We start from the raw sequence: 16,551 nt of genomic DNA, 5'->3' as shown, positions 1-16,551 counted from the left end.
TGTACAGCGCCATGTTGGCGACCCCATGGAGGCATGACACGGCGCGCGCGCAGGCATCGGGCTTCTACGATCGTGGATTGTTCTCATAAAGCCAATCCCGTATAACGTTTAGATGCGCAATCACCATGGAACCGCTACGATGGATGCGATTCTGACCGAAGGCTTTGACGCGGCTTTGACCCTGACCGACCATATCGAACATCTGCCGGACAGGAAGCGGCGCGAACTGGCGCGTATCCTCGAGATCCTGTTTGCCGAGGTCGAAGGCTTCCAGGCCGGCAAGCTGTCGACCAAGCGCAATTTCGGCAGGATCCTGAAGGTCATTCTCTATGGTTCTTATGGCCGCGGTGACTGGGTCGAGGATCACCTGAGCGGCTATCGCTCCGACTACGATCTGTTGATCGTCGTCAACAGCAAGGCGTTCGCCGAGGAGCACGAGCTCTGGGAGAACATCGAGGAGCGGCTGTTGACGGAGCAGATCGCGCACCGCATCGAAACCCCGGTCGTGCCGATCGTCCACACGCTGGCCGATGTCAACGACCAGCTCTCCCGCGGCCGACCCTTCTTCGTCGACATCGCCAGAGACGGCATTCCCCTCTATGAAGAACCCGGCCATCCGCTGGCGCAGCCGAAGCCGCTGACGGCGCAGGAGCGGCATGCCGAAGCGCAAACTAATTTTGATCAGTGGTATCAGTTGTCACTCGAGGCGCTCACGGGCGCTGAACTGATGCTCGAAAGAAACATCTGGCGCGACGGCGCGTTCATGCTGCATCAAGCCACGGAACGGGCTTACCACTGTACCCTGTTAACACTCACCCTCTACAGCCCCAAGTCTCATCGGATAAAGGTCTTGCGCTCCCAGGCCGAAGGGGTGGATAACCGGCTGATCGAAGCGTGGCCGCGTGACAACAGGTTTTCACGGCGCTGCTTCGAGCTCTTGTCGCGGGCCTATGTCGAGGCGCGATATTCATCGAAATACACAATCACCAGCGAGGAGCTCGCCTGGTTGGTCGAGCGCGTGAGGGTATTACAGCAGCTCGTAAAGGCAATTTGCACAGAACGGCTTGCAGTGTAGTCCGCTGCCCGGCCTGAGAGATAGGTGACGTTTTGTACCGGAGATGGGGTATTCGGCTTGCGCCCCATCTTCTGCGGTGATGCAGGGAGGTGCTGCGCTTCGAGCTGATGATAGAACGTGGTCTGTCCAAGCAGCCACAAGCATCAGGAAAGGAAGCGCAGCATGAAGCACTTTATTGGCCTCGATGTCTCGGTGAAAGAGACCGCCGTTTGCATTATCGACGAAGCCGGCAAGATCTGTCGTGAGGTGAAGGTTGTCAGCCACCCTGACGATCTCATTGCGGCGCTGAAGGGCCAGACCTGGAACGTCGAGCGGGTCGGACTTGAAGCCGGACCTTTGTCGCAGTGGTTATTCGAGGGGCTGGCCAGGGCGGGATTGCCGGTCATCTGCATCGAGACACGCCATGTGAAGGCATTCCTGAAGGCGCAGCCCAACAAGACGGATCGCAACGATGCGCGCGGCATCGCGCAGATGATGCGCGTCAATCTGTATCGCCCAGTGCATGTGAAGACACTGACGAGCCAGAAGCGGCGGGCGCTCTTAACGGCCCGCAAGCTGCTGCAGGAAAAGGCGATCGCCATCGAGAACGACATCCGCGGCCTTCTGCGCAATTTTGGGCTGAAGGTTGACGCCGTGAGAACGGCGAAGTTCGAAGAGCGCATTCGCGAACTCATCGAAGGCATGCCTGATCTCGCGGCGATCATGGAGCCATTGCTTGCCGCCCGAGCGAAGCTGCGTACCGAATTTGCGCGCCTGCACAGACAAGCCCTGGCGGTCGTGAAGGACGATGCCACCTGCCGGCGCCTGATGACAATCCCTGGTGTCGGCCCCGTGGTGGCGCTCGCCTATACCGCGACAATCGACATTCCGCAGCGCTTCAGAAACTCCAAGGCGGTGGGATCGATCCTGGGACTAACGCCGAAGCTCCACGAGTCCGGGGAAAGCAAGCGCGTCGGCTGCATATCGCTATGCGGGGACGGCACGATGCGCACTTTGCTCTATGAGGCTGCCCAGCTGCTGCTGACGCGCGTGAGGAAATGGTCGTGGCTGAAGGCCTGGGCGATGAAGATCGCCCAGCGGCGCGGCATGGCGAAGGCGAAAGTCGCACTCGCTCGTCGCCTAGCGGTCGTCATGCATCGCATGTGGCTCGACGGCACCGAATTCCGCTGGACGCGGGAAACCATGACATCAGCGAGCTGACAAAAGGCCGAAAGGAGAAAGACACACAGTTCCGCCAGTCGGCGGAAGGACGTCCTTCGCAGGACGATGGATGAGGCAAGTTCGAACCCATGTCTGTGCCGATCGCATCACGCGGCAATCACGTACCGGAGATTGAACCGCCTCATTCTCCTAACCCCATGCTGGGAGGGTGAAACGCCGATCCCGAAGAGAAGCGAGGACCTGCGGAAGATGTCATGCCCCGAAGAGGTGGAGACGCTCGTAAGCGCTTGACCCCAACACGCCGAATAGAGAAGACATGGGTAACAGTTTTCGCTTTTTGCGGGAGGTGTTGATGCCGTGGAGAGAGACTTCGGTCATGGACGAGCGTCTTCGATTTGTCGCCCGGTTGCTGGAGGGCGAAGGGATGAGCGAGGTTTGCCGGGAGTTCGGGATCTCGCGCAAGACCGGCTACAAGATCTTCAATCGCTACAAGGAGGAAGGACTGGAGGCCCTGACGGACCGGTCTCGGCGACCGGTGCGCTATGCCAACCAGCTGCCCGAGCCGGTCGAGGCGATGATCGTGCGGTGCAAGAAGGACAAGCCGCACTGGGGCGCGCGCAAGATCCGCGAGCTCCTGGTCCGCCGTCTGGCCGGCGACGTGCGCATCCCGGCCAGAAGCACGGTGCACGCGGTGCTCGACCGGTACGGCCTTGTGAGCCAGGCCCGCAAGAGGAACCGGGCGAACAAGGCCGTGGGCACGACGCTCTCGACAGCCATCGGCCCCAACGATCTTTGGTGCGCCGACTTCAAGGGCGAGTTCAAGCTGGGCGACAGCAGATATTGTTACCCCCTGACGATCACCGACCAGGCTTCGCGCTATCTCCTGTGCTGCGAGGCCTTCGAGACGACCCGCGAACGCGGCGTCTTCGATGCCTTCCGGCGTGTCTTTGCCGAGCGTGGGCTTCCGCTTGCCATTCGTTCCGACAACGGCCTGCCGTTTGCCAGCCCGAACGGGCTCTACAATCTCTCGAAACTGTCGGTCTGGTGGCTCAGACTCGGCGTCGCCTTCGAACGCATTCGCCCCGGCCACCCGCAGGAGAATGGCCGCCATGAACGCATGCATCTGACGTTGAAGAAGGAAGCCACCCGTCCGCCGGGACGCAATATTCTCCAGCAGCAAATGCGCTTCGACGCGTTCGTCAGCGAATTTAACACCGAAAGACCGCATGAGGCCCTGTCGATGAAGGTCCCAGCCGACGTCTACAAGGCTTCGCCGCGACCCTATGAGGGGCTGCCCGAGATCAGCTATCCCTTCCACGACCGCGATGCCATCGTCACCAACTGCGGCCGTCTGTGCATCCATCGCAAGAAGATCAACATCTCAACCGTCATGGCCGGTCAGAGGCTCGGCCTCAAGGAGGTCGACGACGGTATTTGGCTCGTCAGCTTCATGCACTATGATCTCGGATATATCGATCTGGAGCAGAGGACTTTGCAAACCATCGACAACCCGTTCGGCACGAGGTTGTCACCCATGTCTTAGGGACGATCTGTTACCTATGTCTCCGGGTCGGACACGCCACGCATGGCCGCCTTGATGGGACTCGAACTGCCAATGTGCCATTGTCATCACCTGAAATCCCGCGTCTTGACCCTGATCTATCATCTAGATGGAGATAAGGATCCAAGATCCGCGCGGGCGCGGCCCCCCTTCGGCAGCCCGCGCGGATCGAGTGTTGGAGATCCATCATGAAACTCATTGCCTCGTCAATGCCAGTCGCTCCTCGGCTCTCCCGAGAGGTCGGTCAGGCGAGGGCAACGAGACGCACCACCTGCCCTTCCCGCTGAATGCGGCCGTAGACGTCCGGCGGCTTCGAGCGCCTCCAGCATGCCCTCTTCGGAAAGGTGAGACGTCGCGGGGCGAGCGCCCTTCGTGTTTGCCTCGAGCTTTATGACGTGTGGCTGCTCGTCATCGGAAAACATATCTAGCTGTGATGCCATTCCAATCCGCTGGTTTGCCCGCATATTGATAGAGCGGAATTCTCAAGCGAAGTCTCGAAAGCACTTCGTCAGTGGCGAGCTTGACTGGCGCACAGGAGATTGCGGGGGAGACTTTGATTGGCATTAGATGCCATTGGTCTATCGGATAGAATAAGCGATCGGCGTGTCGTCAGCGTTGGCGGCGGCAGGCCCGCCGCCGGCAAGCGTCAGGTGGGCAACGCAGATCCGGTCGGATCGGGTTGACCATCGAAGAAGAGATAGATGGCGGCAATCTTCCCGTCTCTTGCAACGATGAAGTCGGTGCCAGCGTAGACCGGCGGCTTGCCCGGTTCTCCGGCCACCCACTTCACCCGTCCGGCCTGATCATGGAGGACCTCCGGCCCACCGAGCGGCGTGTATCTGAACGTCGGATGCGTTGCGCGGATGACCCCCGCGATGCGGACGATTTCATCCCTGCCGCTGTAGACGCCGTGTGGTTCGACGAAGACGGCGTCGTCATGCATGATGTCTTCGGCAACCTTCCCGCGGCGGGTATCGTCGCCCTCGCCGAAGATTTCCTGGAGGTTCCGTTCGAGCAGGGTTGCTATGTCTGCCATGGTCGTTCTCCGGTTCGCGCGTGGCTCAAATCTGGACGTGGCCGCCATCGACAAAGAGCTCGATGCCGTTGACGAAGGACGCGTCGTCCGAGGCAAGGAACATCACCGCCTTGGCGATTTCTTCCGGCTTGCCGATACGGCCGGCCGGGATGAGGCTGGCGAGGTAGTTCTTCGTGTTTTCGGCGCTTTCGCCATTGCCAAAAAGCTCGTCCACACCCGCGGTGTCGGTCACTCCGGGGCTGATCGCGTTGACCCGGATATGGCGATCCTTCAGATCGAGAATCCAGTTGCGGGCAAAGTTGCGGATGGCGGCCTTCGTTGCAGAATAGACGCTGAAGGCAGGGGTGCCGGAGATGCTGGTCGTCGAGGACGTGAGGACGACGGAGCCGCCGTCGCGCAGCAGCGGCAGCGCCTTCTGCACGGTGAACAATACGCCCTTGACGTTGGTGTCGAAGGTCTTCTGGTAGTGCTCTTCGGTGATCGCGCCGAGAGGGGCGAATTCGCCGCCGCCGGCATTGGCAAACACCACGTCGATATGGGCGTGCTTTTGCTGGACGGCATCATAGAGCCGATCAATATCGGCCAGCTTGCCCATGTCGCCCTGGACACCGGTCACCCGACCGCCGATCGCCGTAACGGCGGCCTCAAGCGCCTCCTTTCGGCGCCCGGTGATGAACACCGACGCGCCCTCCTCCGAGAAAGCCTTCGCGGTGGCCAGGCCGATGCCGCTTGTGCCGCCCGTTACGACCACAACCTTGTTTTCGAACTTCTTTGTCATTGTCCTGCTCCTTGTGTTCCGACGCGTTGCCGTTGACAAGAAGATGGCAGTAGAACGCTGATGCAAACAGTGAGCAAAAATGCTACCCAGCGTTCCAAAGGAAGAACGATGATGCGATACGACCTGAACGACTTCGTCTACTTCGTCGAAGTGGTTGCGCATGGCGGATTCGCCGCCGCGGGACGCGCCCTGCGTGAGCCCAAATCGAAGCTGAGCCGACGCATTGCGGGACTCGAAGCGCGGCTCGGCGTTCGGCTGATCGAGCGCTCAAGCCGCCGCTTCCGTGTGACGGATGTCGGCCAGTCATTCTACGAACGATGCAAGGCAATGGTGGCGGAAGCCGAGCAGGCGGAAGCGATGGCGGCCGAGGCCCAGTCGGAGCCGCACGGGCTGATCCGCATGAGTTGCCCGACTGGTCTGGTCGAGCCGATTTCGGCGCTTCTGAACAAGTTCCTGGAGCGGCATCCGAAGGTGCGCCTCCAACTCGTCGCCATCGACCGCCCGGTCGATCTGATTGAGGAGCGTATCGATGTTGCACTGCGCGTACGCACCTCGCTGGACGGCGACGCCTCGCTGACCATGCGCTCGCTGGGCAGCTCTGTCCGCATTCTTGTTGCCAGCCCTCAGATTGCCAGCCGGATCACCGGGATCGACGATCTCGGCAACCATCCGACACTCGCGAGCAGCGACGAGTTGGGCGACGTCGACTGGCATCTGGAGACCGAAGATGGCCAGAGACATGTGCTGAACCACGCCCCAAGGATGGGTTGCGCCGACTTCACGGCCGTGCGCGCCGCTGCAGTGGCGGGACTTGGCGTCGCACTTCTGCCGGATCACAACTGCAGACAGGCTCTGGATGACGGCAGGCTGGTCCGCGTCCTGCCCGCATGGCGCGGCATGCGGGGTCTCGTGCATCTCGTGTTCACCACACGCCGCGGCCTGCCGCCTGCGGTGCGCAAGTTCATCGACTGCCTGGCTGCCGGATTTCCGAAAGACGCACTGGCGCGATGATTTGTTTTTGCTTGGCTAGTTTGGAGATTCCGAAAAAGAGCGGTTGAACGGAGTTGAACGCACGACCACTAGAGCCGGATCGCCAAGCCACTGAAATCTATGATAAAGGACATTCTCATAGATAGCGCAACTCGCAATCCACCGGCAGCTTGGCATTCGAGTTAGGCGCGACATTTTATTCTGCAAGCGGCTCAAAGCTCGGTCGCAACGGAACGCCTCGCCCACCAAAGAAGCGCGCTACAAATAGTTTGGCTCTTTGCTTTTCTCCGTCCTTTTTAGCGATGCTACGACGACGGCCGGGGGGCGAAGGAGCCGAAGATGGCCTCGTTTACCGCATCATCGATATGGGCATCCTCGAGGACCAGCATCGGCGCCCCGCCGTCGACTTCAGATGGCGGCCGCAGAGCTCGCCGATGATCTCTGGGGTTCAGATTTTCCGATATTTCCTCGCCCCCAGTCTCTTTGATAGGCAAAATAATACCAGTAGAGGCGATCCATCCGACCCTAGGATTTTACCGGCGCGAGCACAAAATCGTGTTCGACCTTCCAGTATTTTCCTTCAAAGCCCATATCGCGGGCACCCGCCGGATCGTCGGCCAGTTCGAACTTGGCGAGCAGGCTTTCCTTCACCCCAAAGACCGCGTCTGAGTGAATATAGGGATCATCAGGATCGAAAATGTGGGTCGTCAGCGTCTCGAAACCATCAGCCTTGATGATGTAGTGGAGATGCGCCGGCCGATAGGGATGGCGGCCCAACGCCTTCAACATCTGGCCGACGGGACCGTCGTCCGGGATCGGATAGTATTTGGGTTTGATGGCGCGGAACCAGTAGCGGCCGTCTGCACCGGTGCGGAAGACGCCGCGCAGATTGAAATCCGGCTGGACGCCTTTCTGCTGCACGTCGTAGAATCCCTCGTCATTTGCCTGCCAGACATCGATGACGGCATCCTTGATCGGCCGGCCGTCGGTATCCAGGATAAGCCCGCCGATCACCATGTCTTCGCCTTTCTGGTCGAGGCAGATATTGGCGCCCATCGGCAGCTCAGGCGCATCGGCGACATGGAAGGGGCCAAGCACGGTGCTTTCCGAGGCGCCCGATGGTTTTCGGTTGTTGATTGCATCGACCAGCATCGAAACGCCGAGCACATCCGACAGCAGGATGAATTCCTGCCGCCATTCGTTGCACATGTGCCCGGTGCGGGTGAGGAATTGGATCGTATCCATCCATTCTTCCTGCGTCGGTTCGAGCTCTTTGACCGCTTCATGCAGCTTGCGGGTGAAGACCTCCATCACCTGCTTCAGCCGTTCACTGCTGGCGCCGGCATTGCGGCTGGTCACAACCTCGACGGAATTCTCTTCGGTAAAATAGCCATTTTCCTCGTGGGCCATGATGCACCTCACCGGTCCAGGATCGCATTAAGGACGCGGCGCAGCTCAACTTCGGGATCGGAAGTCGCTCCCTTGGCCCGCCACGCGACGTGATGATCCGGGCGCACCAGCAGTGCACCTGAATCGCGGATGTCGCAGGCGCGGGCCCAATCGCCGGTCAGGTCCTGCCAGGTCTGGCGCGGGCCGATCTTGTGAACGGTAATGGTGATGCCAAGCTCCTTCGAGAGCGCCTTGGCAGCGGAAATCCAGCCATCGCCGCCGATCCCGGTCAGCACGGTGAAGACGCCATGCCCGGTGAGATCGAGGCTCGACACTTTCTCGCCATTGGCGCCGAACAGCCATGCATGGGGCAGACGTGCGCCCGGCCAGGTCGTCTGCTGGAAATGCAGCTCCGCATCCTTCTCGAAAGCCGGCTCCGGCTGACCGTCCTTGACGATGGCGCTCGAAGCATAGCGATGGTTCATCTCGACGCCATGGGCGTCGAATTCGTAGACCTTGTGCGCGATGGCGGCGCGGATCGCGGTCCGCTGCCGCTCGGCATCGGCTGTGTCGTCACAGCGCGCATCCATGTTCTGCTGCATCTTCACGGGATCGACGGAATCGAGCAGACCGAGCGACTTGAAGATCGGCCCGAATTCCTCGATCGACTTGTTGGCGCGGGTGACGATCTGCTTGGCAACGGGAGCGCGCTCCGCCTGGTAACTGTCGAGCAGCCCCATGCCCGCCTGGCCCTTCAGCACCATGGCAAGCTTCCATGCAAGATTGAACCCGTCCTGGATCGAGGTGTTCGAGCCAAGCCCGTTGGACGGCGGGTGGCGGTGGGTCGCATCGCCCATGCAGAAGACACGGCCATTCGACATCGTCGTCGCGTACATGTTGTTGACCGTCCAAGTGGACACCGACTTGATCTTCGGTTCAATCTCCTGAACGCCAACCAGCTCGCGCACGACCTTGATGGCGAAGGCATCATCGACCTGCGGCGCCGGCTGGTTGATGTCGTAGCCCCAGACGATCAGCCACTCGTTCCAGGGCCGGACCATGCGCACCAGGCCCATACCGATGCCGCCGACATCAGCACCCGGCTGCAGCACCCAGTAGAGCACCGAGGGGCGATGCGCGACATAGCGGGAGAGATCCGCCTCGAACAGGATGTTCATCGATCCGGCGACACCCATCTTGCCTTCGAAAGTCAGGCCCGCATGCTCGGCAACCTTGGAATTGCCGCCATCCGCGCCGATCAGGAATTTCGAGCGGATGGTCAGTTCCTTGCCGGTCAGCCGGTCGAGGCAGGTGGTTGTGACACCCTCGGCATCCTGAACATGGCTCTTGTATTCGGTCGACATGCGCGGCTGCGCGCCGCGCGAACATGCCGTCTTGAATAGCAGCGGCTCCATGTAGGTCTGCGGCAGGTCGTTCATCCGGCCTGGAGACGAGAGAATGTGCTCGGCGCGAGACAGCGGATGATTGCCCCAACTCTGCATGCGGCCGATCTCTTCGCCGGCAACGGCCGTGCAGAAGACATTCTGCCCCATCAGATCCTGCTCGGTGGCGAACAGATAGGCCTCATCCTCGACGTCACGGCCGAGATCGCGCAGGACTTCCATTGTCCGCTGATTGGTGATGTGCGCACGCGGCGTATTGGCGAGCCAGCGGTAGCGGTTGATCACCAGCGGCTCAAGACCGTAGGTCGCAAGCAGCGCGGCGGTGGCCGAGCCCGCCGGCCCCGTGCCAATGATCAAAACGTCGGTGGTGATGTCAGCCATTCGGCCCTCCCTTGTCATTATCTCGAACGGCTCCGCCCTTCAGGATGCGGCGAACCGGAAAGAGTTCAAAGCCGGTGCGGTCGGATATCAGCCCCCAGAGCCCCCTGGGTGCAAACAGCATGGTTATGATCGCCAGCACGCCGAGCGCCAGGAGATACCAGGAGCCGTAGCTGGAAAAGGCATTCTGCAAAGCGAAGAACACGAGCACGCCGAGGATTGGGCCTTCGATCGTGCCGATGCCGCCAATGACGACGATGAAGATGACGTAAGCCGTCCAGTCCGTCAGCGAGAAGGCTGCATCTGGTGAGATCCGTGCCTTCTGCAGGTAGATCAACGCGCCAACGATACCGGTAACGAATGCGGTCAACAGGTAGACGAGCGTCTTCAGCCTGCGCGCATCGACCCCGAGGGCCCGGGCGGCGGTCTCGTTGTCACGCACGGCGGCAAGGCCCAGCCCATGCTTGCTGCGCAGCAGCTTGTAAATGAAGGCGATGGTCAGCGCCGCCAACGCCAGCACCAGCCAATAGGCCAACGCATCAGCCGCAGCCGGCGGGCGCATGCCGAACCAGTCGACGAGAGAGGAGACACCAAACATATCGCGCGTGGCGTTGCGCGGGAGCGACGTTCCGGTTCCTCCACCCAGTGTCTTCCACTGCGCCAGCAACAGGCGGCCAACCTCGGCGATCACCCATGTGCCGATCGCGAAATAGGGTCCGTAGAGGCGGAAGGCGAAAAAGGCCGTCGGCACCGCGACGAGCATGGCAAACAACCCGGCGAGCGGGACCGCCAGGATCGGATCGAACCCGAGCAGGATCACCAGACCAAAAAGTGCATAGGCGCCGCAGCCGACGAAGAGCTGCTGCCCGACCGAGATCAGACCGGCATAGCCGGCCAGCAGATTCCAGTTCTGCGCCAATGTCAGCATTGTCAGGATGAAGAAGAGATCCTGGACGATCCCGCGCGAGGCAACGAAGGGCGTGACCGCAAGAGCAATTGCGGCGGCAAGTGCGAGAAAGCCGAAGATGCGGGCAAGACGGGTGTGTGTCTCGATTCTCCAGCCTGCCGGCACATCGCTCTCGGGTGTCATCGTTTCGAAACCTGTGGTCATGGCGAGCCTCAATCCACTGCCCGCGGGAAGAGACCGCGCGGACGGAAAAGCAGGACGAGCAGGAAGGCGATGTGCCCGGCAAGGATCTGCCACTCGGGATTGATCGCTGCACCTAAGGTCTGCGCGATCCCGAGAATGACGCCGCCGGCAAGAGTGCCCCAGAGCGAGCCCAGCCCACCGATAATCACCGCCTCGAAGGCGTAGATTAGTCGTGCCGGTCCGGCGGTCGGATCAAAATTCGCACGCATGCCGAGATAGAGCGCGGCGATGGTGACGACCATCATCGCAAGACCGGTGGCAATGGCGAAGATCGAGTTCGGCCGGATCCCCATCAGGCTTGCGGTCACAACGTCGTCGGACGTTGCCCGGAAGGCACGGCCAAGTGCCGACCGGTAGATCAACTGGTTCAAAGCGACGATGACGACCACAGCCGATGCAAAGGTCATCAGCGGCATGAGCCCGGCATTGACGCCATCTATTTGCACCGACGCGGTCTCGATCGTACCGGCCGAAATCCTCCGGCTGTCCGCCGTAAAGGCCTCTAGGAGCCCGTTCTGGATGACGATCGAGAGCCCGAAGGTGACGAGCAGCGGCGGCAGCACATCCTTGCCAAGTGTGCGGTTGAGGAGATGGTATTGCATGAGCCAGCCGATGCCGAACATCAGCGGTGCGGCAATCAGCGCGGCGACAAACGGATCCAGACCGAAAGACGAGACGATCAGCAGGATGAGGAAGGCCGCTAGCACGATCAGATCTCCATGGGCAAGGTTCACCAGCCGCATGATGCCGAAGACCAGGCTGAGGCCGGCGGCAAAGAGTGCGTAGAGCCCGCCGAGCAGGATGCCCTGCAGGAGCGTATCAAGCCAGTTCATGGGTTTCCGCTCCGAAATAGGCAGAATGAATCTGGGCGCGTTCAAGCTCCGAGGGACGTCCCGTTAGCGTGATGCGACCCTCCATCATGCAATAGACCCTGTCGGCGACCTTGAGCGCCTGGGCAATATCCTGCTCGACGATGATGATGGCCGCACCGGAGGATTTGATCTTCGAAAAGGCGGCGTAGATATCCTTTATCACCACCGGCGCCAGGCCGAGGCTGAGTTCGTCGCAGAGCAGAACCTCCGGGTTCGACATCAGTGCTCTGCCGATCGCCACCATCTGCTGCTGACCGCCTGACAGAGCCGTTGCCGGATTGCGGCGGCGTTCCTTCAGGACCGGGAAGAGGTCATAAATGCTTTCGAGCGTCCACGGCCCATCGAGGCGTCGGCCATAGGCGCCGATCTGCAGATTTTCCTCGACGCTGAGCGACGGGAAGAGCTTGCGGCCCTCCGGCACGAGCGCGATGCCGCGGCGCACGACGTCGGGGGCGCCGAGCGCGCCGATCGCCGCGCCGCGATGCAGGACCATGTCGGGTTGGTTGGCGGTCACTCCGGCTATCGATCGCATCAGGGTCGACTTGCCCGCCCCATTAGCGCCGATAACCGCGATGGTTTCGCCAGCGTCCAGCCGGATATCAACGCCGAAGATCGCTTGGAAATCACCGTAGAAGGCCGTCATCCCTTTTGTTTCGATGAGGCTTGTCATCAGACCTCCATTCCAAGGTAGATTTCACGGACCTCGCGCGACGCCATGATGGCATCCGGTTCGCCGATGCCGATGACCCGGCCGAAATTGAGAACGAGGATGCGCTCGACGACCGCAATCAAGGCATGCAGCACATGCTCGATCCAGATGATCGCGATGCCGCGCTGATGCACACGCTTGATCGTCGCCACCAGCTGGCGGCATTCGCCCTCGGTCAGCCCTCCCGCGATTTCGTCGAGCAACAGAAGCTTCGGCTGAGTTGCAAGCGCTCTTGCCAGCTCCAGCCGCTTGCGCTCGAGAAGCGTCAGCGACGACGCGGGTCTGTTTGCCTTGGCAATCAGACCCGTCTCCACAAGGATATCAGCGCAAATGGCGGCGACGTCGCTCTCCCTTTGCCGAGTGCCGAAGGAACCGGCAACGAGCAGGTTCTCGTAGACCGTCAAGCGTTCGAAAGGCTGCGGAATCTGGAATGTGCGTCCCATGCCTTCGAGACAGCGCCGCATCGGGGGCACGTGAGTAACCTCGCGGCCGTCGAAATGGATCGATCCGCCGGCAACCGCGAGATTGCCGTTGATCAGGTTGAACAGCGTCGACTTGCCGGCCCCATTCGGACCGATGATGCCGAGGGCTTCGCCGGGCGCAACGGAAAAGCCGATCCCTTCGGCGACGACGAGCGCGCCGAAGGATTTCGAGACATCCTTGAGTTCCAGAATGGCCATGATTCTTCTCCGCATGCGACTGCCCGGCCCGAAAGCCGGACAGTTCTGCTGCCCTTACGCGAGTGCTTCGAGCTTGCCGCCCAGCGGCACGTTCGGCGCGAGACCGTTTTCGACGACCACCAGATCGTAACCACCGCCGGATTTCAGGCGCCACTGGCCACCGACCAGCGGCGTCTTGGCGACGTTCTTCTGGGCAAAGGGAGGCAGTTTCTCGTTGCCCCAGGCGATCGGTCCGACGAGAGTGTCGAGTTTCGTCTCACCGATTGCCTTGGCAACAGCGTCGCCGTCGCCAACATCCTCGGCGCGCTTCATGACGTCGACGGCAATCTCGAAGAGCGCATGGGCAAAGCCGATCGGCTGTGTCCAGGGTCGGTTCGTCGCCTTGGTGAAGGCACCGGCCACGGTCGCGGCAGTCTCGCCCGTCAGCGACGACTTGAACGGATGGCTCGGCGTCCACCAGACTTCAGTCGACAGGTTGTGACCGGCATCGCCCAGCGCCTCAACTGTCTGCGGGAAAAGAAGCGCTTTACCGATCGAGGCGATCTTCGGCTTCAGCCCCTGCTGTTTTGCCTGGTTCCAGAATGTCGTAAAGTCGGGCGGGATCATCACGCCGGTCAGGATGTCGGTGCCTGCCTGCTTGAAGGCGCTGATCTGTGCCGAGAAATCATCGGTCAGGTTCTGATAGCGGCCGGTATCGGTCAGACTATAGCCGAGCTTTTCCAGAACTGGCGGGAAGCCCACGACCTTGTCGCCCCAGGCATTGCCATCGCCATCATTGGGGAACAGGCCGCCGATCTTCTTGCTGGTTTCGATCTGTCCCCACATGCCGGTGAAGACGGCGATGATATCTTCGAGCCCCCAGAAGAAATGGTAGGCATAGTCGAATGGCTTCCATGAGACCGGGTCACCGGGATTGCCCTGCTGGCCAATGAACCAGGGTTGCCAGGGCGCCACCGTCGAAATGCAGGGCATCTGTTCGCCTTCGCAGGTGGTCGAAACCGGATTGGTCGTCTCCGGCGTCGACGACACCAGCATAAGGTTGACCTGATCGTCGACGATCAGCTCCTTAGCCACCTCGGCGGCACGGTTGGGGTTGGACTGGCTATCCTTGACCACGACCTCGTAATTCAGCCCGAGCTTCTTCGTCGTTGCCAGGAATGAGTCGATGACGAACTTGTCGGCCTCGCCGAAGCCCGCGAGCGGACCGGTCTGCGGGCTGACATAGCCGAGCTTGATCGCATTGTCCTGGGCGATTGCCGGCGCTGAAAGGCCGGACGCTGCGATAAGCGCGCCGCCGGCTGCGGTCGTCTTCAGAAAATCGCGTCTCGTAAACATGCTTCCTCCCATTTCACTCTCCTCCCAAAGAGCGCGCGGCGCCGCGTTCAATCAGCCGGGCGCCGGCCTTCCCAAGCATCCTGCAAAAGCATTTTGATCGAGTCCCGGTCGATGGGCCGGGGGTTCCAGTAGGGGTTCTCGACCGCAATCGATGCGGCGCGATCGAGATCGGCCTCCGTCAATCCAAATTCCTTGAGCGAAAGCGGGGCGCCGATCGCCTTAGCAAAATCCCAGAGCCCGCCCCCGATCGAGCCGCCGAAGATCTCGGCCGCGCCCGCAAGCTCCGTCAACGCAGCTATTGCGTTGAAAGCGGCCGTATGCGGCAGCATGACAGCGTGCGTTTCTGCATGGGGCATATCGAATGAACCGCCGAGCGTGTGGCAGATTTTGTGATGCAGGGCCATGCCGACAGTGCCGAGTACCGTGCCGCACAGCCAGGCTCCGTAAAGCGCGTCGCTGCGGGCTTCTTCGTCCTCCGGTGATTTGACGATCGTCGGCAGGCTGCGGACGAAGGCGCGCAGGCCTTCGAGCGCCATCAGCGTCGAGATTGGATTGCGATCCTGCGCATAGAGGCCCTCGATGGCATGCGCCATCGCGTTCAGCCCGCTGGTTGCGCTCATCGATGCTGGAAGCCCGTGCGTCAGCGCCGGATCGTAGATGACGATCTCCGGCAGGATCCTTGCGTCGCGCACCGTTGTCTTTCGCCCACGCTCCGTTTGCCCAAGAATCGGCGTTACCTCCGACCCCGCGTAGGTGGTGGGAACGACGATCTGCAGGATGTCGGTGCGATAAGCAATCGCCTTGCCGAGACCTGTCGTCGATCCGCCACCGAGTGAAACGACACAATCCGCACCGGTCTCGACAACGACTTTCATTGCCGCATCGGTGACGTCGACAGGCGTGTGCATGACTGCACCGGCAAAAACGCCGCAGGCGAGCTCTCCGATATCCCGCGCCAAGGCTTCCGCATCGGCCTTCTGATGCGGCGTTGAGAGAACCAGGGCGCGCCTGCATCCGGATTCGACGATCCACTCGCTGACCCTGGCTTTGGAACCGACGCCGAACACGATCCGTGCCGGACTGCCCGCAAAGGAAAACGTTCTGCTCATGACGCCCTCCCCGGCCTGGAACGCACCATCACGAAGGTCAGTTCGACCGCCCTGCCGCGCTGGCCGCCGACCTCGGCGGGCTCGAACCGGGCAACAAGCTCCGGCCGGACGCCGAAAAGCGCGTCCTCGCCAAGATGCGGATCACTGGAATCGTAGATATGCGTGGTGATCGTCTCGAAGCCCTTGGCGCGCACGACGAAATGCAGATGGGCAGGCCGGTGCAGCGGATATCCCGCTTCAAACAGCAGACGACCGACAGGGCCATCGCTCGGAACACCGTAACCTGCCGGCACCACGGATCGATAGTGGAGGCGCCCCTCGGCATCCGTGCGGAACAGCCCGCGCAGATTGTGCTCCGGCTGCAGATCCGGTTGCTGGTTCTCGTAGTAGCCCTCGGCATTGGCCTGCCAGGTGACGACCTCGGCATCGGTGATGGGCAAACCGTCGAGATCCTCTACGCGGGCCGAAACCGCAAGTGGCTCGCCCTTGCCGTCGATCGAGATCGACGATCCCGCCGCGCGCTCCGGCGCATTGTCGCGATAGAAGGGGCCACGGATAGTATTGGGGGTGGCGCCCTTGGGACGGCGCGAATTAATCTCCTCGACCAGGGCCGAAGCTCCAATCAGATCCGACAACAGGACCCATTCCTGGCGCCGCTCGTCAGAGGCGTGCCCGACTTCGGTCAGGAACAGCAGAACCTTGCGCCACTCGTCCTGACTGGGGCGGAATTCCTTGATCAGTTCGTGGACATGCGTGACGGCAGCCGCGATCAGTTCGGCAAGCTTGCCGTTTCTGCTCGCCTGAAAACGCTCGGCAAAGGCTTCCGACGACGTCGCCTCGCTGAATGTGAGCGCCCGGGTCTGCGCAGCCATGCTCATCTCCTCCCGATGACATGAAGCAACATTACCACGCAGAAATAGATGCA

The 16,551-nt window shown here is 61.2% G+C and carries 16 protein-coding genes; 4 read left to right on the top strand and 12 right to left on the bottom strand.

Annotation, left to right across the window (positions count from 1 at the left end):
- Positions 1-139 precede the first annotated feature (139 nt).
- The 3 genes from NBG89_RS22425 (at position 140) to NBG89_RS22415 (ending at position 3,779) form a co-directional block, all read left to right on the top strand.
- Entirely contained in the window at positions 140-1,075 is a 936-nt protein-coding gene (locus NBG89_RS22425; RefSeq protein WP_431324292.1) for a HEPN domain-containing protein, read from the top strand.
- 162 nt (positions 1,076-1,237) lie between these two features.
- Positions 1,238-2,275 carry an IS110 family transposase gene (locus tag NBG89_RS22420; RefSeq protein WP_431324291.1) on the top strand — a complete coding sequence of 346 codons (1,038 nt, stop codon included), beginning with the start codon at positions 1,238-1,240 and terminating at the stop codon, positions 2,273-2,275.
- A 313-nt stretch (positions 2,276-2,588) separates the two neighbouring features.
- On the top strand, positions 2,589-3,779 hold the full coding sequence (locus NBG89_RS22415; protein WP_431324290.1) for an IS481 family transposase: 1,191 nt from the start codon (positions 2,589-2,591) through the stop codon (positions 3,777-3,779).
- Positions 3,780-4,003: 224 nt separating this feature from the next.
- Here NBG89_RS22415 and NBG89_RS22410 read toward each other — a convergent pair whose 3' ends face one another.
- The 3 genes from NBG89_RS22410 to NBG89_RS22400 form a co-directional block, all read right to left on the bottom strand.
- Complete coding sequence (locus tag NBG89_RS22410) at positions 4,004-4,237, bottom strand: hypothetical protein (protein WP_431324289.1); 234 nt, start codon at positions 4,235-4,237, stop codon at positions 4,004-4,006.
- Between the two features lie 206 nt (positions 4,238-4,443).
- Positions 4,444-4,833, bottom strand: coding sequence for a nuclear transport factor 2 family protein (locus tag NBG89_RS22405; RefSeq protein ID WP_431324288.1), 390 nt, complete (start codon positions 4,831-4,833; stop codon positions 4,444-4,446).
- Between the two features lie 25 nt (positions 4,834-4,858).
- Positions 4,859-5,611, bottom strand: coding sequence for an SDR family NAD(P)-dependent oxidoreductase (locus tag NBG89_RS22400; RefSeq protein WP_431324287.1), 753 nt, complete (start codon positions 5,609-5,611; stop codon positions 4,859-4,861).
- A gap of 111 nt (positions 5,612-5,722) precedes the next feature.
- Between NBG89_RS22400 and NBG89_RS22395 the strand changes: the two genes are divergently transcribed.
- Positions 5,723-6,622 (top strand): LysR family transcriptional regulator, encoded by a 900-nt coding sequence (locus tag NBG89_RS22395; protein WP_431324518.1) that lies wholly within the window; start codon positions 5,723-5,725, stop codon positions 6,620-6,622.
- 504 nt (positions 6,623-7,126) lie between these two features.
- Here NBG89_RS22395 and NBG89_RS22390 read toward each other — a convergent pair.
- The 9 genes from NBG89_RS22390 to NBG89_RS22350 are packed head-to-tail and all read right to left on the bottom strand — an operon-like array spanning position 7,127 to position 16,498.
- On the bottom strand, positions 7,127-8,011 hold the full coding sequence (locus tag NBG89_RS22390; RefSeq protein ID WP_431324286.1) for an intradiol ring-cleavage dioxygenase: 885 nt from the start codon (positions 8,009-8,011) through the stop codon (positions 7,127-7,129).
- An 8-nt stretch (positions 8,012-8,019) separates the two neighbouring features.
- Positions 8,020-9,774, bottom strand: coding sequence for an FAD-dependent oxidoreductase (locus NBG89_RS22385; protein ID WP_431324285.1), 1,755 nt, complete (start codon positions 9,772-9,774; stop codon positions 8,020-8,022).
- Entirely contained in the window at positions 9,767-10,882 is a 1,116-nt protein-coding gene (locus NBG89_RS22380; RefSeq protein ID WP_431324284.1) for a branched-chain amino acid ABC transporter permease, read from the bottom strand. Before NBG89_RS22380 ends, NBG89_RS22385 begins: the two co-directional genes overlap by 8 nt.
- 8 nt (positions 10,883-10,890) lie before the next feature.
- Positions 10,891-11,754 carry a branched-chain amino acid ABC transporter permease gene (locus tag NBG89_RS22375; protein WP_431324283.1) on the bottom strand — a complete coding sequence of 288 codons (864 nt, stop codon included), beginning with the start codon at positions 11,752-11,754 and terminating at the stop codon, positions 10,891-10,893.
- Entirely contained in the window at positions 11,741-12,463 is a 723-nt protein-coding gene (locus NBG89_RS22370; protein ID WP_431324282.1) for an ABC transporter ATP-binding protein, read from the bottom strand. The genes NBG89_RS22375 and NBG89_RS22370 overlap by 14 nt, the downstream gene beginning before the upstream one ends.
- Positions 12,463-13,182: an ABC transporter ATP-binding protein gene (locus NBG89_RS22365; RefSeq protein ID WP_431324281.1), complete on the bottom strand. Its 720-nt coding sequence runs from the start codon at positions 13,180-13,182 to the stop codon at positions 12,463-12,465. The genes NBG89_RS22370 and NBG89_RS22365 overlap by 1 nt, the downstream gene beginning before the upstream one ends.
- A gap of 54 nt (positions 13,183-13,236) precedes the next feature.
- A complete protein-coding gene (locus NBG89_RS22360) occupies positions 13,237-14,517 on the bottom strand; it encodes an ABC transporter substrate-binding protein (RefSeq protein ID WP_431324280.1) in 1,281 nt (426 codons plus the stop codon).
- A gap of 47 nt (positions 14,518-14,564) precedes the next feature.
- The gene (locus tag NBG89_RS22355) at positions 14,565-15,626 is read right to left on the bottom strand and encodes a maleylacetate reductase (RefSeq protein WP_431324279.1); all 1,062 of its coding nucleotides are present in this window, start codon (positions 15,624-15,626) and stop codon (positions 14,565-14,567) included.
- Entirely contained in the window at positions 15,623-16,498 is an 876-nt protein-coding gene (locus NBG89_RS22350; RefSeq protein ID WP_431324278.1) for a dioxygenase, read from the bottom strand. The genes NBG89_RS22355 and NBG89_RS22350 overlap by 4 nt, the downstream gene beginning before the upstream one ends.
- Positions 16,499-16,551: the final 53 nt, after the last annotated feature.

The organism is Rhizobium sp. YTU87027 (assembly GCF_050644135.1).
Lineage (GTDB): Bacteria > Pseudomonadota > Alphaproteobacteria > Rhizobiales > Rhizobiaceae > Rhizobium.
This window is presented reverse-complemented; position numbering and strand designations above follow the sequence as displayed.